Raw genomic sequence first — 20,989 nt, forward strand, 5'->3', positions numbered from 1 at the left:
TTTGTATGATGACCCGATGACATGGCAACTTCCGGCGAGCGCCTCTGCGGCCCCCCGGCTGGCCGCCGATCGCCTCTCCGACCGGCTGGCGGCGCGCCTGCTGGCGCAGGTCGAGGCCGGCCAGCTGTCGCCCGGCGACCGCCTGCCCACCGAGCAGCAGCTCGCCGAATCGCACGGCGTGTCGCGCACGGTGGTGCGCGAAGCGGTGCACCAGCTGCGCTCGCGCGGCCTGCTGGTGTCGCGGCAGGGCTCGGGTGTCTACGTCGCGCAGCCGGCCGCCAACCAGCCGCTGGCTTTCGATCCGCGCGTGCTCGATTCGTTGGCCGCCGTGGTGCAGATCGTCGAGGTGCGGCGCGCGCTCGAAGGCGAGATCGCCGCGCTGGCCGCGCAGCGCGCCACGCGGTCGCAGATCGCCGGCATCCGGCGCGCCTTGCGAGCCATCGAGACCGCGGTGGCGGCGGGCGGCGACGGCGTGGACGAGGACCTGGCGTTCCACCGCGCGATTGCCGAAGCCTCCGGCAATCCGCAATTCACGCGGCTGCTCGGCTTCCTGGAGCAATACCTGCGCGAGGCGATGCGCGTGACCCGCGGCAACGAGGCCCGCTTTCGGGGCTTTGCCGATGCGGTGCGCGAGGAGCACGGGGCGCTGATCGATGCGATTGCGGCGCGCGACGCGGCAGCCGCGCGCCGCCTCGCCACGCGCCACATGGAGCTGGCCGCACGCCGGCTGGAGGCGGCCGGCGTCGTCCGCGGGCCCGAGCGCAAGCGAGGAAAGACACGATGACTGCAGCACGCAAGGCCACCCTGGGTGTCGTCGGCCTCGGATCCATGGGCATGGGCGCGGCGGTGTCCGCGCTGCGCCGCGGCGTGGACACCTGGGGGCTGGACACCCGCGAGGAGGCCCGCCGCGGCTTCGAATCGGAAGGCGGGCGCGCCGCGGTTTCGACGGCCGAGCTGGGCGCGCATTGCGACGTGGTGGTGGTGCTCGTGATCAACGCCGCGCAGACCGAGGCGGTGCTGTTCGGCGCGGGCGGCCTGGCCGAGAGCATGCGTTCCGGCTCGGTGATCGTCGCGTCGGCCACGGTCGACCCCGCCCTGCCGCCGCAGTGGGAGTCGCGCCTGGCCGAGCGGGGCCTGTGGCTGATCGACGGCCCGGTGTCCGGGGGTGCGAAGAAGGCCGCGCAAGGGGAGATGACGGTGATGGCGTCCGGGCGGCCCGAGGCCTTCGAGGCTGCCGGTGAGGTTCTCGACGCCATCGCCGGCAAGGTCTACCGGCTCGGCGACCGCGCCGGCATCGGCTCGACGGTGAAGATGGTCAACCAGCACCTGGCCGGCGTGCACATCGCGGCGGCCTGCGAGGCGATGGCCCTGGGCCTGCGCGCGGGCGCCGACGCGCGCCAGCTCTACGAGGTGATCTGCAACTCGGCGGGCTCGAGCTGGATGTTCCAGAACCGCGTGCCGCACATCCTCGACGGGGACTACACGCCGCTGTCGACGGTGAACATCTTCGTCAAGGACCTCGGCATCGTGCTCGACGCCGCGCGCAAGCTGCAGTTCCCGCTGCCGCTTGCGGCCGCCGCGCACCAGCTCTATCTCGCGACGGCGGCCGCCGGCCACGGCGCGGAGGACGACGCGGCCGTGATCAAGTTCTACGCGGCGCTGGCGGGCATCGAGCTGCCCGGGGTGGCGACATGATCCTGGGCGTCATTGCCGACGACTTCACCGGCGCGACCGACGTGGCCAGCATGCTGGTGCGCGCGGGCATGCGAACGGTGCAGCTCATCGGCGTGCCGCATGACGACGCCGCGCCTTCGGCCGACGCGTTGGTGATCGCGCTGAAGTCGCGCACCGTGCCGGCGGCGCAGGCGGTGACCGAGTCGCTGGCCGCGTTGCGCTGGCTGCAGCGCGCCGGGGCGCGGCAGTTCTATTTCAAGTACTGCTCGACCTTCGACTCGACCCCGGCCGGCAACATCGGCCCGGTCGCCGAGGCGCTGTTGGAGGCGCTCGATGCCGATTTCGCGATCGCCTGTCCGGCCTTTCCCGAAAACGGCCGCACGGTGTTTCGCGGCCACCTGTTCGTCGGCGACCAGCTGCTGTCCGACTCGGGCATGCGCGACCACCCGCTGACCCCGATGACCGACGCCAACCTCGTGCGCGTGCTGCAGGCGCAGTCGCGTGCTGCGGTGGGGCTGGTTCGGCACGACATCGTCGCCGCGGGCGCCGAAGCCGTGCGGGGACGCTTCGACGAGCTGCGCGCTGACGGCGTTCGACTGGCGGTGGCCGACGCGATCGCCGATGCCGATCTGCGCGTGCTGGCCGAGGCCTGCGCCGGATTGCCGCTGATCACCGCGGGCTCGGGCGTCGCCCTCGGCCTGCCGAGTGTGTACGCGGCGCGCGGCTGGCTGCGCCCCGACGCCGCGGCCGCATCGCTGCCGGCGGTCGGCGGCCACGCCGCCGTGGTCTCCGGCTCGTGTTCGACGGCCACCAATGCGCAGGTGCGGCACTGGCTCGAGGCGGGCCGGCCGGCGTTTCGCATCGACGCGCGCGCGCTGGCCGCAGGCGAGCCGGTGGCGGCGCAGGCACTGGATTTCGCCGCCGCGCGCCTGCCCCACGAGGCGGCGCTGGTCTATGCGACGGCTTCACCGGAGGACGTGAAGGCCGTGCAGGCGGCGCTGGGCGCCGAGCGCGCCGGAGCGCTGGTCGAGGAGTGCCTCGCGGAGGTGGCCGCGTCGCTGGTGCACGCCGGCGTGCGTCGCCTCGTCGTGGCCGGCGGCGAAACCTCCGGCGCCGTCGTCCAGGCCCTGGGCGTGCGCGTGCTGCGCATCGGCGCCACCATCGCGCCCGGCGTGCCATGGACGCAGGCCGAGGGACGGCCGCTGCTGCTCGCGCTGAAGTCGGGCAATTTCGGCGCGGCGGATTTCTTCTCGCGCGCGCTGGCGCAGGTGGCCTGATGGACGAGCCTGCGCTGCGCCGCGAGATCTGCCGGGTCGGCCGCTCGCTGTTCGAGCGCGGGCTGGTGCACGCGACGGCCGGCAACATCAGCGGGCGCCTGTCCGGCGGCGGCTTCCTCATCACGCCCACCGACGCCTGCCTCGGTTTTCTCGAGCCCGATGCGCTGGCGCACGTCGGCGCCGATGGACAGGCGCTCGCCGGCCCGCGCGCGAGCAAGGCGCTCGCGCTGCACCGCCGCATCTACGACAGCGACGCCGGCGCGCAGTGCGTCATCCACACGCACAGCACCCACCTGGTCGCACTGACGCTCGCCGGCGTCTGGAGCGCGGCCGACATCGTTCCGCCGATCACGCCGTACTACGTGATGAAGGTGGGCCACGTGCCGCTCATTCCGTACCACCGGCCCGGCGCGCCGGCGGTGGCGGACCTGGTGGCCGAGGCCATGCGACGCGTCCCCATCCGCGCGGTGATGCTCGAGCGGCTCGGGCCCACCGTCTGGCATGAAACGCCGGCGGCCGCGATGGCGACGCTGGAAGAGCTGGAGGAGACCGCGCGGCTGTGGCTGATGACCCACCCCAAGCCGGCGCCCCTGGCCGAATCGCAGATCGACGAGCTGCGCCGCCATTTCGGCGCGCGCTGGTGAAACCCCGAGAGACGACCCATGCCCCGCTTCGCCGCCAACCTCTCGATGATGTACACGGAGCACGACTTCCTCGACCGCTTCGCGGCCGCGGCGCGTGACGGATTCCGTGCCGTCGAGTACCTGTTCCCGTATGCGTTCGAGCGGGCCGAACTGGCCCGGCGCCTGGCCGACCAGGGACTCGCGCAGGTGCTGTTCAACGCACCGCCTGGCGACTTCGACGCCGGCGAGCGCGGTCTGGCCTGCCTGCCCGGGCGCGAGGAGACGTTTCGCCGCGCCTTCGTCGAGCAGGCGCTGCCGTACGCGCAGGCGCTGCGCTGCCCGCGCATCCACGTGATGGCAGGCCTCGTCCCGCCCCATGTCGAGGCCGCCGCGCTGCGCGCAACCTACCTGGCCAACCTGGAGTGGGCCGCGCAGCAGGCGCGCAGCGCCGGCGTCGACGTGCTGATCGAGCCGATCAACACCCGCGACATCCCGCGCTACTTCCTCAATCGCCAGGACCATGCGCACGAGATCATCGCCGAGGTGGGCGCGGGCAACCTCAAGGTGCAGATGGACCTGTACCACTGCCAGATCGTCGAAGGCGACGTCGCGATGAAGCTGCGCCGCTACCTGCCCACGGGCCGGGTCGGCCACCTGCAGATCGCCGGCGTGCCGCAGCGGCACGAGCCCGATGCCGGGGAGCTGAACGGCGCCTACCTGTTCGGGGTGCTCGATGAGCTGGGCTGGCAGGGCCATGTCGGCTGCGAATACCGGCCGCGCGCGGGCACGTCGGCGGGGCTGGGCTGGTTCGCTCCGTATCGCGCCTCGCAAGCGAATGACACATGAAGCTGCAAGAGATCACCCAGCCAGGAGACAAGTGATGACGAAGACGATGTGGACCTCCACGCTCGCCGCGACTGCGCTGCTCGCCGCTGCCGGCGCCTCGGCACAAACGGTGCTGAAGATCGGCTACGCGACGAGCAAGGAATCGCACTACGGCGTCGGCACGACGGCGTTCTGCGACGAGCTCGAGAAGAGCACGCAGGGTCGCTACAAATGCCAGCAGTTCCCCGCGTCGGCGCTCGGCGGCGAGCGCGAGCAGATCGAGGCGGTGCAGCTCGGCACGCAGGACCTCACCAACACCTCGACCGGACCGCTCGGCAACTTCGTGCCGGAAGTCAAGGTCGTGGACATCCCGTTCCTCTTTCGCGACTACGACCATGCGCGCAAGGTGATGGACGGGCCGATCGGCCAGGATCTGCTGAAGAAGATGCAGGGCAAGGGCCTGATCGGCCTGGCCTGGACGGAGAACGGCTTTCGCCACATGACCAACAACAAGCGGCCCATCGTGCAGGCGAGCGACGCCGCCGGCCTGAAGGTGCGCACCATGGAGAACAAGGTGCACATGGACGGCTACCGCACCTTCGGCCTGCTGCCAACGCCGATGGCCTTCCCCGAATTGTTCGGCGCCCTGCAGCAGGGCACCGTGGACGGCCAGGAGAACCCGATCCCGGTGATCCTCTCGTCCAAGTTCTCGCAGGTGCAGAAGCACCTGTCGCTCACCGGCCATGTGTACTCGCCGGCGGTGATCCTGCTGTCGCCCAAGGTGTGGGACAAGCTGTCCGAGCCCGACCGCAAGCTGTTCGTCGCGGCCGCGCAGAAGGGCGCTGCCGCGCAGCGCAAGAAGGTCAACGACGACGAGGCCAGCGGCATCGCGCAGCTCAAGAAGGAGGGCATGCAGGTGGTCGAGCGCGTCGACGGCGAGAGCTTCCGCAAAGCGGTGCAGCCGGCCTACGCGAACTTCGCGAAGGAGTTCGGCGCCGACAGGATCGCGGCCATCCAGGCGGTCAAGTGAAATCGCCGCGGGCCGAGCGCCGGGCCGCTCCGAAGCCGGCCCGCATCCCCGAGGCGGATGGGTCGAGGTCCATCGAGGGATTCCCGTTCGAGCGGCGATTCCTGGCGGTCAACCGCTGGGCGCTGATCGTGATGCTGGCGGCGATGGCGGCCATCATCTTCGCCAACGTGGCGCTGCGCTACCTCACCGACCAGTCCATCGAATGGGCGGAGGAGGTCGCGCGCCACCTGATGATCTGGCTCACCTTCCTCGGCGCGGGCCCGGTGCTGCGCTACGGCGGCCACATCGCCGTGGAGAACCTACAGGACGGCCTGCCGCACGCGGCCGCGGTCGCGCTGCGCGGCGTGATCGCGCTGCTGCTGCTCGGGTTCTTCGGCTTCATGATCTGGTACGGCTGGCTGTACATGCTGCGCGCGCAATACCAGACGACCGCGGCGACGCAGATCTCCTTCGCCTACGTGTACGCGGCGATGCCGGTGGGGGGCGTGCTGCTGGTGGTGCACTGGCTGCTGATCGTGCGCGACTACCTGCGCGCGCGGGTGTTCGCGAGCGATGCGCACTTCGATGCCAACGCGAGCGCGTCGCTATGAGCGCGAGCCTCATCCTGCTGCTGAGCGCCTGCGTCTACCTCGCGATCGGCGTGCCGGTCGCCTTCGCGCTGGGGCTGTCCACATTGACCGCGCTCGTCCTGGGCGCCGACTTTCCGCTGTTCGTGCTGCTGAAGGAAACCTTCACCGGCATCGACAGCTTTCCGCTGATGGCGGTGCCCTTCTTCATCCTCGCCGCCGAATTGATGAGCGGCGGTTCGCTGACCGAGGTGCTGCTGCGCTTCGCGTCGCAGTTCGTCGGCCACAAGCGCGGCGGGCTGGGCTACACCAACGTGGTGGGGCTGACGTTCTTCTCGGGCATCTCGGGCTCGGCGCTGGCCGACGCCGCCGGTCCCGGCTCGATGATGATCCGCATGATGGACAAGGCCGGCTACGACCGCGCGTATGCGGCGGCGCTGACGGCCGCCACCGCCATCGTCGGGCCCATCATTCCGCCGTCGATCATCATGATCATCTACGCGCTGCAGGACGAGAGCGTCTCGGTGGGCGCGCTGTTCGTCGCCGGCCTGCTGCCGGGGCTGCTGATCGCGCTGGGCATGAGCTTCGTCAACTGGCGCATCTCGACGCAGCGCAACTACCGCGGCGACGAGGAGCAGCCGGGCTGGCGCGAGATCGCCGTCACCAGCGTCAAGGCGTTTCCCGCCCTGCTGCTGCCGGTGCTCATCCTCGGCGGCATGCGCGCCGGCTGGTTCACGCCGACCGAGGCCTCGGTGGTGGCGGTGTTCTACGCGCTCGTGTGCGGCAAGTACATCTACCGCACGCTGGAATGGAAGGCGCTCCCCGACATCCTGGCGCGCTCGGCGCTGCTCACCGCCTCGGTGCTGATCATCATCGGCATGTCGGCCGCGTTCGCCTGGGTGCTGACGATCGAGGGCATGCCTCAGAAGCTGGCCGAGTGGATGGCGGCGCAGCACTTCTCGGCGATCGGCTTCCTGCTGGCCGTCAACGTGTTCCTGCTGCTGTTCGGCATCTTCATCGAGCCGCTGCCCGGCGTGATGGTGCTGGTGCCCATCCTCGCGCCGGTGGCGGCCAAGATCGGCGTGGAACCGATCCACTTCGCGATGGTGGTGATCTTCAACCTGACGCTGGGCATGATCACGCCGCCGGTGGGCGGGCTGCTGTTCGTCACCTCGAACGTGTCGCGCGTGCCGCTAACCGCGCTGGTGCGCGAGCTCAGGCCCTTCCTGTGGGCGCACGGGCTGATCCTGCTGGTGATCACCTTCGTGCCGGCCTTGAGCACGTGGCTGCCGCACGCGCTCGGGTTCAAGTGAAGGACGGGCGCGCAGCGTCAGTTGAACGGATCCTTCGCCGGCGCGGCCTTCGCGACGCCGAGCAGCGCATCCTTCAGCTGCGCGTCGGCCGGCGCCTTGCCGAGCCAGATCTTCATCAGCGCACTGAAGAATTCCGGCTCCTTGATCGGCTCGGCGGCAGGCTTGCCGTTCACCACGATCGTCGAGCCGGTGCCCGGCACGTAGTCGATCGAGAAGTAATCGCCCGAGGCGAGCTTCTTGCGCGCGGCGAAGATCTCGCCCAGCTTGATCACGCCCGGGATGACCTTGGAGAACTCCTCGCGCGAGGCGTTCTGCTCCATGCCGCGGGTGAACAGCTTGCCGAGCTCGTTCGCGTCGATCTCGCGCAGCATCACGATGTGCATGCGGCGAGGGCCGGTGGCGGCGAGAACGGCCTCGGTGGTGGCGGCCTTCTGGGGCAGGTACAGGCCGGCGGCATAGACCTTGAACACCGCCTTGTAGCGCACGCCGGCGCCGTTGAGCTGCAGCTTGGTCCCGCCGAGCTGCGTGGTCTGTTCGAACTTGATGCCGCCCACCTCGGTGGTCTCGGCATGGCTGGCGACGGGCAAGGCGAGGACGAGGCTGGCAGCGGCCAGCAAGGCAAGGCGACGGATCACGACACGACTCCTGGATGGTCATGGGGCCGGAGGCCCTCTTTGGAAGGACGAGAGTGTCACTTCGCACGGTCGTACGTGTCCAGTCACAATGTCACAAAGCCTGCGCAGCCGGGACGTCGCGGCTGCTACACTTTTCGGATGTTCACACCGCGCAAGCAAACCCGAGGGTCGCACGACCGGGGAGCATGGCCCTGGCGGGCCTGATCCCATGCGCACGGCGGCATTCGCCGCCTGACACGCCAGGTTTGTTCTCGCCGCGGCCGCAACGCCTTCGCTTCGATGGCCAGGCCCCACGGCTCCACCGGTGACCTTCGGGTCGCCGAACTTTCCGACACTGCATCACCATGCCGGCGCCCCGCGCGCCGCGGCCGGGCTGTGGAGGGCCCTCGATGTGATCACCGAACTTGAATTCAAGAGCCTCGCCGGACAAGGCTTCAACCGCATCCCGCTGATCGCGGAAGCCTTTGCCGACCTCGAAACCCCGCTGTCGCTGTACCTGAAGCTCGCCTACGCCTCGGGCGGCGGCAAGCACAGTTTCCTGCTGGAATCGGTCGTCGGCGGCGAGCGCTTCGGCCGCTACTCGTTCATCGGACTGCCGGCGCGCACGCTGCTGCGCGCCACGGGCTTTCGCACCGAGGTCGTCACCGACAGCGAGGTGATCGAGACGCACGACGGCAATCCGCTCGACTTCATCGCGGAGTACCAGCAGCGATTCCGGGTCGCGCTGCGGCCCGGCCTGCCGCGCTTCTGTGGCGGCCTGGCCGGCTATTTCGGCTACGACGCCGTGCGCTACATCGAGCCCAAGCTCGCGAAGACGCGGAAGACCGGCGGCATCGACACGCCCGACGTGCTGCTGCTGCAATGCGAGGAGCTGGCCGTCATCGACAACCTGTCGGGGCGGCTGTACCTCATCGTCTACGCCGACCCGGGTCAGCCCGAGGCTTTCCACAAGGGCAAGCGGCGTCTGGCGGAGCTGGCCGACAAGCTGCGCTACAGCGTCACCGCGCCGGCGGTCAAGCGCGTCGCGGCGCACGGCGTGGAGCGCGAGTTCTCGAAGGACGACTACATCGCCGCGGTGCTCAAGAGCAAGGAGTACATCGCCGCCGGCGACATGATGCAGGTGCAGATCGGCCAGCGCCTGCGCAAGCGCTACACCGAGTCGCCCCTGTCGCTGTACCGCGCGCTGCGCTCGCTGAACCCGTCGCCCTACATGTACTTCTACGACATGGGCGACTTCCAGATCGTCGGCGCCTCCCCGGAGATCCTGGTACGCCAGGAACACACACCCGAAGGCGACAAGGTGACGATCCGCCCACTGGCCGGCACGCGCCCGCGCGGCGCGACGCCCGAGCAGGACAAGGCGTTGGAGACGGAGCTGTCGGGCGATCCGAAGGAGCGCGCCGAGCACCTGATGCTGATCGACCTGGCGCGCAACGACATCGGCCGCATCGCCAAGACCGGCAGCGTGCAGGTGACCGAGGCTTTCGTCGTGGAGCGCTACTCGCACGTGATGCACATCGTCAGCAACGTCGAAGGCCTGCTGAAGGACGGCATGACCAGCCTCGACGTGCTGAAGGCGACCTTCCCCGCCGGCACGCTCACCGGCGCGCCGAAGATCCGCGCGATGGAGATCATCGATGAGCTCGAGCCGGTCAAGCGCGGCATCTACGGCGGCGCCTGCGGCTACCTCAGCTTCGCAGGCGACATGGACGTGGCCATCGCCATCCGCACCGGAATCGTGAAGGACCAGACCCTGTACGTGCAGGCCGCCGCCGGCATCGTCGCCGACTCGGTGCCCGAGCTGGAATGGAAAGAGACCGAGGCCAAGGCCCGTGCGCTGTTGCGCGCGGCCGAGCTGGTCGAGGAGGGCTTCTGAAATGCTCCTGATGATCGACAACTACGACAGCTTCACCTTCAACCTCGTGCAGTACTTCGGCGAGCTCGGTGAAGACGTGCGCGTGTTCCGCAACGACGAGATCACGCTGGAAGGCATCGCCGGGCTGCAGCCCGATCGCCTCGTGCTGTCGCCCGGGCCGTGCTCGCCGGCCGAGGCAGGCATCTGCATCGATGCCATCCAGACCTTCACCGGCAAGCTGCCCATCCTCGGCGTGTGCCTGGGCCACCAGGCGATCGGCGCTGCGCTGGGCGGCAAGGTGATCCGCGCGCAGAAGCAGATGCACGGCAAGGCCAGCGTCATCACCACCGACCAGCGCGGCGTGTACACCTCGCTGCCGCGCCAGTTCAGCGTGATCCGCTACCACTCCCTCGCGATCGAGCGCGAGACCATGCCGGCGGTGCTGGAAGTCACGTCCACGTCGGAAGACGGCGAGATCATGGGCGTGCGCCACCGCGAGCTCGCCGGCACCAAGGCGCCGCTCGAGGGCGTGCAGTTCCATCCCGAGTCCATCCTCAGCGAGCACGGCCACGCGATGCTGAAGAACTTCCTGGAGTTGGCACCATGAAGATCGTCGACCTGCGAAGCGACACCGTGACCCGGCCTACTCCCGGCATGCGCGAAGCGATGATGCGCGCAGAGCTCGGCGACGATGTGTTCGGCGACGACCCGACCGTGAATGCGCTGCAGGAGCGCATCGCGGCGATGCTCGGCAAGGAGGCGGCGCTGTTCGTCACCAGCGGCACGCAGGGCAACCTCGTGGCAACGATGAGCCACTGCCAGCGCGGCGAGGAGGTGATCTGCGGCCAGGCCTCGCACACCTACCGCTACGAAGCCGGCGGCGCCGCGGTGCTGGGCAGCGTGCAGCCGCAGCCGATCGCGCACCAGCCCGATGGCACGCTGGCGCTGGCCGACATCGAGGCGGCGATCAAGCCCGACGACGCGCACTTCGCGCGCACCCGGCTGCTGGCGCTGGAGAACACGATCGGCGGCAAGGCGCTGCCGATGGCCTACACGGAGCAGGCGACGGCGCTGGCCCGCAAGCGAGGGCTCGCGACGCACCTCGACGGCGCACGCCTGTTCAACGCGGCCGCCAGGCTCGGCGTGCCGGCGCGCGAGATCGCCGGGCAGTTCGACACGGTGTCGGTGTGCTTCTCCAAGGGCCTCGGTGCGCCGGTGGGCTCGGCGCTGGTCGGTCCGCGCGAGCTCATCCAGCGTGCGCACCGCTGGCGCAAGATGCTGGGCGGCGCCCTGCGGCAGGCCGGCGTGCTCGCCGGTGCCGCGCTGTACGCACTGGACCACCACATCGACCGGCTGAAGGACGACCACGTGCTGGCGCAGCGGCTGGCCGACGGGCTGCAAGGCATCCCGCAGCTGACGGTGGAGCCGCCACAGACCAACATGGTGTTCGTCGAGGCGCGCGGCGAGCGCGCGGCCGGACTGGTCGAGCATCTCAAGACACGCGGCGTGCTGACCACCGGCATCTACCAGCTGCGTTTCGTCACGCATCTCGATGTCGACGCCGCCGGCATCGACCGCGCGATCGCGGCGGTGCGCGAACACTTCCACGCCTGAGGAGGACGGCCCATGGCCATCTCGAACAACGAAGCGCTGACGCGCACCATCGAGCACCGCGAGATCTTCCACGACGAGATGCTGGCGCTCATGCGCCGCATCATGAGCGGCGAGATGTCCCCGGTGATGACTGCCGCGCTGCTCGTCGGCCTGCGCGTGAAGAAGGAAACCATCGGCGAGATCACGGCCGCGGCGCAGGTCATGCGCGAGTTCTCCACCAAGGTGCAGGTCGCGGACCGGACGCACCTGGTCGACATCGTCGGCACCGGCGGCGACAGCTCGCACACCTTCAACATCTCCACCTGCAGCATGTTCGTCGCTGCCGCCGCCGGGGCGCGCGTCAGCAAGCACGGCAACCGCGGCGTCTCGAGCAAGTCGGGCAGCGCCGACGTGCTCGAGGCGATGGGCGTGGCCCTCACGCTGCCGCCGCAGGCGATCGCGCAGTGCATCGCGGACACCGGCATCGGCTTCATGTTCGCGCCCAACCACCATCCGGCCATGAAGAACGTCGCGCCGGTGCGCAAGGAGCTGGGGGTGCGCACCATCTTCAACATCCTCGGTCCGCTGACCAACCCGGCCGATGCGCCCAACATCCTGATGGGCGTGTTCCATCCGGACCTGGTCGGCATCCAGGTGCGCGCGCTGCAGCGCCTGGGCGCCGAGCATGCGCTGGTGGTGTACGGCCGCGACGGCATGGACGAGGTCTCGCTGGGCGCGGCGACCATGGTCGGCGAATACCGTGATGGCGGCATCCACGAGTACGAGATCCATCCCGAAGACTTCGGCCTCACGATGGCCAGCAACCGAACGCTGAAGGTCGAGTCGCCCGAGCAGTCGATGGCCCTGCTGCGCGCGGTGCTCGACAACGAGCCGGGACCGGCGCGCGACATCGTTGCGCTGAACGCCGGCGTGGCGCTGTATGCGGCGAACGTCGCGAAGACGATGGGCGACGGCGTGGCGCTCGCGCGCGACGTCATCGCCTCGGGCAAGGCGCTCGCCAAGATGCACCAGTTCGTCGCCCGGACCAAGGAGCTGCAGGCGTCATGAGCAACATCCTGGACCGGATCATCGCGGTCAAGCGCGAGGAGATCGCCGCGGCGAAGGCCCGGCGCGACCCGGCATCGCTGCGCCGCGACGCCGAATCGCTGGGCGGCCAGCGCGACTTCGCGGCCGCGCTGAGGCAGCGCATCGCCGCCGGCCGATCCGCGGTCATTGCCGAGGTCAAGAAGGCCAGCCCGAGCAAGGGCGTCCTGCGCGAGCGTTTCGTTCCGGCGGAGATCGCCGCCAGCTATGCCGAGCACGGCGCCGCGTGCCTGAGCGTGCTGACCGACGCGCAGTTCTTCCAGGGGGCCGGCGCCTACCTGGAGCAGGCCCGTGCCGCCTGCGCGCTGCCGGTGCTGCGCAAGGACTTCATCGTCGATCCGTACCAGGTTTACGAGGCGCGCGCGATGGGCGCCGACTGCATCCTGCTGATCGTCGCCTGCCTGCCCGACGCGCAGATGGCCGACCTGGAAGCGCAGGCGCGCGCGCTGGGCATGGCGGTGCTGGTCGAGGTGCACGACGGTGCCGAGCTCGACCGCGCGCTGAAGCTGTCCACGCCGCTCGTCGGCGTCAACAACCGCAATCTGCGCACCTTCGAGGTGACGCTGGACACCACCCTGGACCTGCGCGCGCGGGTGCCGTCGGACCGCATGCTGATCACCGAGAGCGGCATCCTTACGCGGGCCGACGTGCAGCGCATGCGCGATGCCGACGTGCATGCGTTTCTCGTCGGCGAAGCGTTCATGCGCGCCCCCGAGCCGGGCGTCGCGCTCGCCGAACTGTTCACGTGAGCGTGCCGCCCGACAACGGCCTGCGCGAGCCGCTGTCGCGGGTCTTCGAGCGCGTCGCGCCGCAGTGGAAGCAGGTCACCGATGCCTTCCTCGCGAGCCCGGCGGGCGGGGAGCTGGCGCGCTACGTGGACCGTCGCGTCGCCGAGGGCGCGGTGGTCTATCCGGCCAACGTGTTTCGCGCGCTGGAGCTCACGCCGCCCTCGCAGGTGCGGGTCGTCATCCTCGGACAGGATCCCTACCACGGTCCGGGCCAGGCGCAGGGACTTGCCTTCTCGGTGTCCGAGGGCCAGAAGCTGCCGCCGAGCCTGCGCAACATGCTGCAGGAAGTGCAGGCCGATACCGGCTTGCCGTCGCAGTGCCGAGGCGACCTGAGCGCATGGGCGCGCCAGGGCGTGCTGCTGCTGAACACCGCGCTCACGGTCGAGGACGGACTGCCGCAAAGCCACGCGGGACGCGGCTGGGAGGCGCTGACCGATGCGCTGCTGGCCCATGTCGCGGCCCAGCCGCGGCCTGTCGTCTTCCTGCTGTGGGGCGCCGCCGCCCAGCGCAAGCGCGCGCTGGTCGAGCGGCCGCCGCACCGGGTGCTGACGGCCAACCACCCATCGCCGCTGTCCGCGCGGCGGCCGCCGCAGCCCTTCATCGGCTGCGGTCACTTCAGCCAGGCGAACGCGCTGCTGCGCGAGCTCAGACCGGATACGCCGCCCATCGTCTGGTAAGGCTTTCTCTCGCACTGGTATGGCCCGGCCTGGGTGAGATGAGCCATACCAATTGACGCAGTGGTATTACTGGTACTAAACTGGTAGCATCAATGGGGAATCAGGCAGACCGGCTGTCTGCTCCCCAGCGGGAGTCCTTGGACATGAACTTTTCCCAGCAGCAAGCGGATCCGCGGCGCCACGCCGTCGGCTTCTCGTTCGTCGTGGTGTTGCACGTGGCCGTGGTCTATGCGCTGGTCTCGGGCCTGGCGAAGAAGGTCGTCGACGTGGTGCGCGCGCCGATCGATACCAAGGTGATCGAGGAGGTGAAGAAACCGCCGCCGCCTCCCGAGGTCGTCGTGCCGCCGCCACCGCGGCTCGAAGCGCCACCGCCGCCCTTCATCCCGCCGCCGGAAGTGCAGGTGCAGGCGCCCCCGCCGGTGCAGCCGACCATCACCGCCGTCACGCCGACGCCGCCGCCCGCGCCGGTCGCGATGGCACCGGTGACGCCGCCGGCGCCCGCACCGACCGCCCCACCCGCCCCGGTGTCGGCCGCGGTGGTCTGCTCCAACTACGCCAGCGTGATGGGCGATGCAGGCTTCCCCAAGGAGGCCATTCGCCAAGGCCTGGAGAAGGGCGACGCCACCATCCAGTTCACGCTGGGGGCCACGGGCGCCATCAAGGACATCCGCGTGGTCAGCGCGTCACACCCGGTATTCGCGCGCAACAGCCTGCGCATCGTCGGCGAATACAAGTGCCAGGGCCAGGGCCGCGAGATCCTCGTGCAGGTGCCCTTTGGCTACAAGCTCGAGTAGCGCTGCCCTGCCTGCCGCTGCGTTCATTCATCTCTTGCCGATCGGATTCAACATCATGTCGCTTCGCCATTCGCTTGTTCTTCGTGCCCTGTTCGCCGTCACGCTGTGCGCGTTGCTGGCCCTGTTCGTGCCGCTGCCTGTGCACGCGCAGGGGCCGGCCGCCTCCGATGCGGCTGCCACTGCGCCGGCGCCGCTGGCGGCATCGACGACCAAGGAGACGATCGACAACCCGTACGGGCTGAGCGCGCTGTGGGCGCAAGGCGACTTCGTGGCCAAGGGCACGCTGATCATCCTGGTGATCATGTCGATGGGCAGCTGGTACATCCTGATCACCAAGCTGTACGAGAGCCTGAAGATCGCCAGCGAGGCGAAGGCGGCGCGCCGGGGCTTTTTCAAGCATGCGAGCCTGGGTGATGCGGCCAAGACGCTCAAGGAAGGCAGCGCGTTCCGCTTCATTGCCGAGAGCGGCATCCAGGCCAACGACCACCACGAAGGCGCGCTGACCGAGCACATCGACCGCAACAGCTGGGTGACGATGAGCGTGCAGCGCAGCGTGGACGATGTGCAGTCGCGGCTGCAGGACGGGCTGGCGTTCCTGGCCACGGTGGGCTCGACGGCGCCGTTCGTGGGGCTGTTCGGCACGGTGTGGGGCATCTATCACGCGCTGACGGCCATCGGCATCGCGGGGCAGGCGTCGATCGACAAGGTGGCCGGCCCGGTGGGCGAGGCGCTGATCATGACGGCGATCGGTCTGGCCGTGGCGGTGCCCGCGGTGCTGGGCTACAACTGGCTGGTGCGGCGCAACAAGGTGACGATGGAAGCGGTGCGCAGCTTCGCGGCCGACCTGCACGGCGTGCTGATGGGCGCTGGCATGACGGCCCCTCGGCTGGGAAGCATCCCAGCCGATCCCCCGGGGGGATCGGGCCGGCTTGGGGCGGCCCGGCGCACGAGCCCGGCTTGAGGCCCGGTTCGAGCGAGGAGTAAGCCATGGCCATGAACGTCGGAAGCCCCGACGGCGGCGAAGACGAAGTCGTCTCGACCATCAACACGACGCCGCTGGTGGACGTGATGCTGGTGCTGCTGATCATCTTTCTGATCACGATCCCGGTGGTGACGCAGACGGTGGCGCTGAACCTGCCCAAGGAAAGCAACATTGCGCGGCAGACCAAGCCGGAGAACATCGAGATCTCGGTGAACAAGGACGGCGATGTGTTCTGGAACGCGCAGCTGGTGGCGGACAACGAGGCGTTGTTCCAGCGGCTGAAGAAGATCGCGACGATGAATCCGCAGCCGGAGGTGCACATCCGCGGCGACGAGAAGACGCGCTACGAGAGCATCGGGCGGGTGGTGTTCGCCTGCCAGCGCGCGGCGATCCAGAAGATCAGCTTCGTCACCGAACCGCCGCCGAAGGGCTGAGCCCTTCGGTGGCGGTTGCACCGCCGAACGCACCGCTCCCCCAGCCCCCTCCACGAGGGGGCTCCAGCAAGACCGACGAGAGAGAAAAACCATGGCCATGACACTGAACACCGGCGGGGGCGAGCCCGACGTGATGGTGGACATCAACACGACGCCGCTGATCGACGTGATGCTGGTGCTGCTGATCATGCTGATCATCACGATCCCGATCCAGCTGCACTCGGTGAACCTGAACATGCCCGCGGGCAATCCGCCGCCGCCGACGGCCGAGCCGGTGGTGGTGACCATCGACATCGACTTCGACGGCACGGTGCTGTGGAACGGCGAAGCGCTGGCCGACCGCGCGGCACTGGAAGCCAAGCTGGCGCAGGCGGCCGCTGTTGCGGATCAGCCGGAGGTGCACATCCGGCCGAACAAGCTGGTGGAGTACAAGTCGGTGGCCACGGTGCTGGCCAGCGCGCAGCGCCTGGGCGTGACCAAGCTCGGGATGGTGGGCAACGAGCAGTTCGTGAAGTAGAAGCGGACACATACCAGATGCGACACGTTGTGGTGATGAAGGTGCTGGGCGCGGCGCTGCTGAGCGCGGCGGCGCTGGGCGCGCAGGCGCAAGGCGCGGTGCGCCCGGAGGTCGGCAAGCCGCTGCAGGCCGCGCAGGAGCTGATCCGCGCGCAGAAGTACAAGGAGGCGCTGGCCAAGGTGCGCGAGGCCGATGCGGTGGGCGGCAAGACGGCGGCGGAGAACTCGCTGATCGAGCGCATGCGCATTGCCGCGGCCAGCGGCGCGGGCGACGTGGAGACGGCGGCCAAGTCGTTCGAGGCCATCAGCGGGCAGGTCAGCGCGGCCGAGCGGCTGCGCATGATCGAGAGCCTGGCGGGGGGCTACTACCGGGCGCAGAACTACGCCAAGGCGATGCAGTGGGCCAGCGCTACTTCAAGGAAGGCGGCACCAGTCCGGCGATCCGCACGCTGCTGATCCAGAGCCAGTACCTGGCGGGCGACTTCGCCGGGGCGGCCAAGGAGCTGACCACCGAGATCCAGCACGCGGAGAAGGCGGGCAACCCGCCGGGCGAGGACCGGCTCAAGCTGCTGGTCAACGCCACGCTCAAGCTCAACGACACCAGCGGCTACGTGTGGGCGCTGGAGCGGCTGGTGACGTACTACCCGAAGAAGGACTACTGGGTCGATCTGCTGGGGCGGCTGCAGCGCAAGCCCAACTTCAGCGACCGGCTGGCGCTGGACACGTACCGGCTGGCGCTGGCGACGGAGACCTTGGGCGCGAGCGCACGGCCGCCCGAAGCCGCGCCCATCCGCTCGGGGGATCGCTCGCGGCCTGCCGCGAGCGAGGGGCCGTGGGTCCACAAGGCCAGCGACTACATGGAGATGGCGCAGCTGGCGGTGCAGGCGGGGTTCCCGGCCGAGGCCAAGCAGGTGCTGGACAAGGGCTTTGCCACCAACGTTCTGGGGCAGGGCGCGGAAGCCGAGCGGCACAAGCGGCTGCGCGAGCTGGTGGCCAAGCGGCTGGACGAGGACAAGAAGAACCAGGCCACGAGCATCGCCGAGGCGCAGGAGGCCAAGGACGGCACGGCGCTGGTCAACGCGGGGATGAACCTGGTGTTCCAGGGCGACAAGCAGAAGGGGCTGCAGCTGATGCAGCAGGGGCTGGCCAAGGGCAACCTCAAGCGCGCCGAGGACGCCAAGCTGCACTACGCGATCGCGCAGATCATGGCCGGCGACAACGGCAAGGTGCAGGCCACGCTCAAGAGCGTGGCCGGCAACGACGGCACCGCCGACCTGGCGCGCCTGTGGGCGCTGTACGCCAGACGGAAGTGACATGCCGCTGTGTTAGATTTGGCCTCTAACTGGTATTGACCACAGGCGTTCCGCATGCCGGCGCCGCCAAGCGGATCCCGGGCCTCGCCAGTGGGCAACATCCGCAAGTGATCGCCTGACGCGGCACGCGATCACATCAAAAGACAGTAATACCAATTGACACATTGGTATTACTGGTACTAAACTGGTTTTATCTCGCGGGCCAAGCCCGCATCAACACACACACACGCGCCGAAAGGCGATCCATGGTCGAGTTTCTGGTCGGAGTGGATGGGGGCGGCACGGCCACGCGTGCGCTGGTGGCACGACGCGATGGTGCGGTGCTGGGCCAAGGTCATGCCGGGCCTTCGGCGCTCGGTCAGGGCATCGCGCCTGCGTGGACGCAGGTGCAGCTCGCGATCCGCCATGCATTCGATGACGCCGGCTTGCCGGTGCCGGGATGGAACCGTTGCGCGCTCGGCGCGGGCCTGTCGGGTGTGAGCAACCGGCCGTGGCGCGACGAGTTCGTCGCGCGCAACGTGGGCTTCGCGCGCCTCATCGCGGAGACCGACTCGTTCACCATGCTGCTCGGCGCGCACGGCGGCAAGCCGGGCGCGATCGTCGCGGCAGGCACCGGCAGCATCGGCGAGGTGCTGCGACCCGACGGCTCGCGCTTCTCCGTGGGCGGCTGGGGCTTCCCGGTGAGTGACGAAGGCAGCGGCGCCTGGCTCGGCTTGCGCGCCGTCCGGCTCGCGCAGTGCGCGACGGACGGTCGCATCAACGCGGGGGCGCTGGTGCGCCACATCTGGGCCCACTGCGGCGCCGATCGCGACACCTTGCAGGCCTGGTGCGACCATGCCGGCCAGTTCGCGTACGCCCAGCTCGCGCCGGCCGTGTTCGACAACGAGCCCGCCGATCCGGCAGCCGCACAGCTGCTGGCCCATGCGGCGGCCTCGCTCGACGCGATCGCGCTCGCGCTGGATCCGCAGGGCGGCCTGCCGCTGTCGGTGTGCGGCAGCATCGGCCGCCGCCTCGCGCAGCGCTTGTCGCCCGCGGTGCGCAGCCGCCTCGTCGATGCGGCGGACGGTCCGGCCGCCGGCGCGCTCACCCTCATCCGACGTGCCGTCGAGACGGAACCGAACTTCGAATGAAAAGAGCCACCTTCGAATTCAAGCCGGATGCGCGCGACAGCTCTCCGCTGTACGTGCAGCTCGCACGCAAGCTCGGGCAGGCGATCCGCGAGGGCCGGTACCAGGCCGACGAAGCGCTCCCGTCCGAGCGCCTGTTGTCGGAGTCGCTCGACGTGTCGCGCGTCACCGCGCGCAAGGCGATCGACCAGCTCGTCGAGCAGGGTCTGATCGTGCGGCGGCGCGGCTCGGGCAACTACATCGCGCCGCGCATCGAGCAGCCGCTGTCGCGGCTCACCAGCTTCTCCGAGGAGCTGCACCAGCGCGGCTACACGCCGTCGTCGAAGTGGCTCGAGCGTGTCATCACCGCCGCCGTGCCCGACGAGCAGCTCAGCCTCGGCCTGTCGCCCGGCGCGCGCGTCGCGCGGCTGGAGCGGCTGCGCCTCGCCGACGAGGTGGTCATGGCCTACGAGGTCAGCGTGCTGCCGCAAAGCGTGTTGCCGCATCCCGAGGCGGTCGACGGCTCCCTGTACGAGTACCTCACGAGCATTCGCCAGGCTCCGGTGCGCGCGCTGCAGCACATTCGCGCGCTGAATGCGCAGCCGCGGCTGGCGGAGCAGCTCGGCGTGCCGGTCGGGCAGGCGGTGCTGTTCATCACCCGCATCGGCTACCTCGAATCCGGCCAGGCCGTCGAGCTCACGCACTCGTACTGCCGCAGCGACTACTACGACTTCGTCGCCGAAATGAGGCGCGAAGGATGACGCGCCTCGCCGGACACATCCTCACCCCCCACGGCTTCATCGCGGGGACGATCGAATTCGCCGACGGCCGCGTCGCGCGCATCGAAGGCTCGCCGATCGGCGCCGATGCGGTGCGCGGGTCCGACAAGCCGAAGGTGCTGCCCGGCTTCATCGACCTGCATGTGCACGGCGGAGGCGGCCGCGACATCATGGAAGGCGGCGATGCCGCGACGCGGGTGGCCGAGCTGCATGTCGCGCACGGCACCACCTCGCTGCTGGCGACGACGATGACCGCCCCGGTCGCCGACCTGGAGACTGCCTTCGCCGGCTTGAAGGCGGTGTGCGCCGGCGGCTCGCCCAACACCGCGCGCGTGCTCGGCGTGCACCTCGAGGGCCCGTACATCAATGCCGGCAAGCTGGGCGCGCAGCCCAACTACGCGCGGCCCTTCGACGCCGCCGAGCTGAAGCGCCTGAACGACATGGCGCCGATCCGCCTGATCACGGTGGCGCCCGAAGTGCCGGGCAACATGGAAGCGATGCAGGCGCTGATCGCCGCCGGCTACAAGGTGCAGATCGGCCACACGCTGGGCACCTACGAGGACGGCGTCGAGGCGCTGGCGCGCGGTGCGGGCGGCTTCACGCACCTGTTCAACGCGATGACGGCGCTGCACCACCGTGAGCCCGGCATGGTGGGCGCGGCCCTCGCGCACGCGACCTACTCCGAGATCATTCCCGACCTGCTGCATGCGCATCCGGGCGCGATTCGCGTCGCGCTGCGCTCCATTCCGTGCCTGTACTGCGTCACCGACTCGACGGCCGCGGCCGGCATGCCCGACGGCCAGTACCGGCTCGGCCGCCACCGCGTCACCAAGTGCCTGGGTGGCGTGCGACTGGCGGACGGCACGCTGGCCGGCTCCACGCTGACGATGGACCAGGCGCTGCGCAACCTGGTCGACAAGCTCGGGCTCGACCTGGCCGACGCCTCGCGCCGCGTCTCCACCTTCGCGGCCGACTACATCGGCGCCCCCGACCGCGGCCGCCTGGCGACCGGCGCCTGGGCCGATGCCGTCGTGCTCGACCGCGACCTGAAACTGACGGACGTTTATGTGGAAGGGAATCCCATTGACCGCCAGCGATGACCGCC

Annotated in this window: 24 protein-coding genes; 23 read left to right on the forward strand and 1 reads right to left on the reverse strand. The window is 69.6% G+C overall.

All coding sequences use genetic code 11. The features are described from left to right. Window positions 1-16 precede the first annotated feature (16 nt). From P7V53_RS01965 to P7V53_RS02000, 8 genes are all read left to right on the forward strand, one after another. Window positions 17-784 carry a FadR/GntR family transcriptional regulator gene (locus P7V53_RS01965; RefSeq protein ID WP_280153803.1) on the forward strand — a complete coding sequence of 256 codons (768 nt, stop codon included), beginning with the start codon at window positions 17-19 and terminating at the stop codon, window positions 782-784. Next, entirely contained in the window at window positions 781-1,695 is a 915-nt protein-coding gene (gene ltnD, locus P7V53_RS01970; RefSeq protein ID WP_280153804.1) for an L-threonate dehydrogenase, read from the forward strand. The genes P7V53_RS01965 and ltnD overlap by 4 nt, the downstream gene beginning before the upstream one ends. Next, a complete protein-coding gene (gene otnK / locus P7V53_RS01975; RefSeq protein ID WP_280153805.1) occupies window positions 1,692-2,951 on the forward strand; it encodes a 3-oxo-tetronate kinase in 1,260 nt (419 codons plus the stop codon). The genes ltnD and otnK overlap by 4 nt, the downstream gene beginning before the upstream one ends. Beyond that, window positions 2,951-3,595 (forward strand): aldolase, encoded by a 645-nt coding sequence (locus P7V53_RS01980; RefSeq protein WP_280153806.1) that lies wholly within the window; start codon window positions 2,951-2,953, stop codon window positions 3,593-3,595. Before otnK ends, P7V53_RS01980 begins: the two co-directional genes overlap by 1 nt. Window positions 3,596-3,613: 18 nt before the next feature. After that, the gene (gene otnI / locus P7V53_RS01985) at window positions 3,614-4,420 is read left to right on the forward strand and encodes a 2-oxo-tetronate isomerase (RefSeq protein ID WP_280153807.1); all 807 of its coding nucleotides are present in this window, start codon (window positions 3,614-3,616) and stop codon (window positions 4,418-4,420) included. A 46-nt stretch (window positions 4,421-4,466) separates the two neighbouring features. Further along, a complete protein-coding gene (locus P7V53_RS01990; protein WP_280156410.1) occupies window positions 4,467-5,429 on the forward strand; it encodes a TRAP transporter substrate-binding protein in 963 nt (320 codons plus the stop codon). Window positions 5,430-5,560: 131 nt separating this feature from the next. Then, window positions 5,561-6,019 (forward strand): TRAP transporter small permease, encoded by a 459-nt coding sequence (locus P7V53_RS01995; RefSeq protein WP_280156411.1) that lies wholly within the window; start codon window positions 5,561-5,563, stop codon window positions 6,017-6,019. Next, window positions 6,016-7,308, forward strand: coding sequence for a TRAP transporter large permease (locus tag P7V53_RS02000; RefSeq protein ID WP_280153808.1), 1,293 nt, complete (start codon window positions 6,016-6,018; stop codon window positions 7,306-7,308). Before P7V53_RS01995 ends, P7V53_RS02000 begins: the two co-directional genes overlap by 4 nt. Window positions 7,309-7,325: 17 nt before the next feature. Here the strand turns inward: P7V53_RS02000 and P7V53_RS02005 are convergent, their stop codons facing one another. Then, the gene (locus P7V53_RS02005; protein ID WP_280156412.1) at window positions 7,326-7,940 is read right to left on the reverse strand and encodes a chalcone isomerase family protein; all 615 of its coding nucleotides are present in this window, start codon (window positions 7,938-7,940) and stop codon (window positions 7,326-7,328) included. 394 nt (window positions 7,941-8,334) lie between these two features. Between P7V53_RS02005 and trpE the strand changes: the two genes are divergently transcribed. The 15 genes from trpE (at window position 8,335) to nagA (ending at window position 20,984) form a co-directional block, all read left to right on the forward strand. Then, window positions 8,335-9,819 (forward strand): anthranilate synthase component I, encoded by a 1,485-nt coding sequence (trpE, locus tag P7V53_RS02010; RefSeq protein WP_280153809.1) that lies wholly within the window; start codon window positions 8,335-8,337, stop codon window positions 9,817-9,819. 1 nt (window position 9,820) lies between these two features. Next, window positions 9,821-10,405: an aminodeoxychorismate/anthranilate synthase component II gene (locus P7V53_RS02015; protein WP_280153810.1), complete on the forward strand. Its 585-nt coding sequence runs from the start codon at window positions 9,821-9,823 to the stop codon at window positions 10,403-10,405. Further along, complete coding sequence (gene ltaE / locus P7V53_RS02020) at window positions 10,402-11,412, forward strand: low-specificity L-threonine aldolase (RefSeq protein ID WP_280153811.1); 1,011 nt, start codon at window positions 10,402-10,404, stop codon at window positions 11,410-11,412. Before P7V53_RS02015 ends, ltaE begins: the two co-directional genes overlap by 4 nt. 12 nt (window positions 11,413-11,424) lie before the next feature. After that, the gene (trpD, locus tag P7V53_RS02025) at window positions 11,425-12,459 is read left to right on the forward strand and encodes an anthranilate phosphoribosyltransferase (protein WP_280153812.1); all 1,035 of its coding nucleotides are present in this window, start codon (window positions 11,425-11,427) and stop codon (window positions 12,457-12,459) included. After that, window positions 12,456-13,244 (forward strand): indole-3-glycerol phosphate synthase TrpC, encoded by a 789-nt coding sequence (gene trpC, locus P7V53_RS02030; protein ID WP_280153813.1) that lies wholly within the window; start codon window positions 12,456-12,458, stop codon window positions 13,242-13,244. The genes trpD and trpC overlap by 4 nt, the downstream gene beginning before the upstream one ends. Then, window positions 13,241-13,960, forward strand: a complete 720-nt coding sequence (locus P7V53_RS02035) for a uracil-DNA glycosylase (RefSeq protein ID WP_280153814.1) — start codon at window positions 13,241-13,243, stop codon at window positions 13,958-13,960. The genes trpC and P7V53_RS02035 overlap by 4 nt, the downstream gene beginning before the upstream one ends. 143 nt (window positions 13,961-14,103) lie before the next feature. Beyond that, on the forward strand, window positions 14,104-14,754 hold the full coding sequence (locus P7V53_RS02040; RefSeq protein ID WP_280153815.1) for an energy transducer TonB: 651 nt from the start codon (window positions 14,104-14,106) through the stop codon (window positions 14,752-14,754). Between the two features lie 55 nt (window positions 14,755-14,809). Beyond that, window positions 14,810-15,715: a MotA/TolQ/ExbB proton channel family protein gene (locus P7V53_RS02045; RefSeq protein WP_280153816.1), complete on the forward strand. Its 906-nt coding sequence runs from the start codon at window positions 14,810-14,812 to the stop codon at window positions 15,713-15,715. A 26-nt stretch (window positions 15,716-15,741) separates the two neighbouring features. Next, on the forward strand, window positions 15,742-16,170 hold the full coding sequence (locus P7V53_RS02050) for a biopolymer transporter ExbD (protein WP_280153817.1): 429 nt from the start codon (window positions 15,742-15,744) through the stop codon (window positions 16,168-16,170). Between the two features lie 91 nt (window positions 16,171-16,261). Next, window positions 16,262-16,687, forward strand: a complete 426-nt coding sequence (locus P7V53_RS02055) for a biopolymer transporter ExbD (RefSeq protein WP_280153818.1) — start codon at window positions 16,262-16,264, stop codon at window positions 16,685-16,687. Between the two features lie 17 nt (window positions 16,688-16,704). Next, the gene (locus tag P7V53_RS02060; protein WP_280153819.1) at window positions 16,705-17,142 is read left to right on the forward strand and encodes a hypothetical protein; all 438 of its coding nucleotides are present in this window, start codon (window positions 16,705-16,707) and stop codon (window positions 17,140-17,142) included. Beyond that, complete coding sequence (locus P7V53_RS02065) at window positions 17,085-17,999, forward strand: hypothetical protein (RefSeq protein WP_280153820.1); 915 nt, start codon at window positions 17,085-17,087, stop codon at window positions 17,997-17,999. Before P7V53_RS02060 ends, P7V53_RS02065 begins: the two co-directional genes overlap by 58 nt. Before the next feature lie 245 nt (window positions 18,000-18,244). Beyond that, the gene (locus P7V53_RS02070; protein ID WP_280153821.1) at window positions 18,245-19,129 is read left to right on the forward strand and encodes a BadF/BadG/BcrA/BcrD ATPase family protein; all 885 of its coding nucleotides are present in this window, start codon (window positions 18,245-18,247) and stop codon (window positions 19,127-19,129) included. After that, a complete protein-coding gene (locus tag P7V53_RS02075; protein ID WP_280153822.1) occupies window positions 19,126-19,866 on the forward strand; it encodes a GntR family transcriptional regulator in 741 nt (246 codons plus the stop codon). The genes P7V53_RS02070 and P7V53_RS02075 overlap by 4 nt, the downstream gene beginning before the upstream one ends. Then, window positions 19,863-20,984 carry an N-acetylglucosamine-6-phosphate deacetylase gene (gene nagA / locus P7V53_RS02080; RefSeq protein WP_280153823.1) on the forward strand — a complete coding sequence of 374 codons (1,122 nt, stop codon included), beginning with the start codon at window positions 19,863-19,865 and terminating at the stop codon, window positions 20,982-20,984. Before P7V53_RS02075 ends, nagA begins: the two co-directional genes overlap by 4 nt. Window positions 20,985-20,989: the final 5 nt, after the last annotated feature.

This window comes from Piscinibacter sp. XHJ-5, assembly GCF_029855045.1.
Lineage (GTDB): Bacteria > Pseudomonadota > Gammaproteobacteria > Burkholderiales > Burkholderiaceae_C > Albitalea.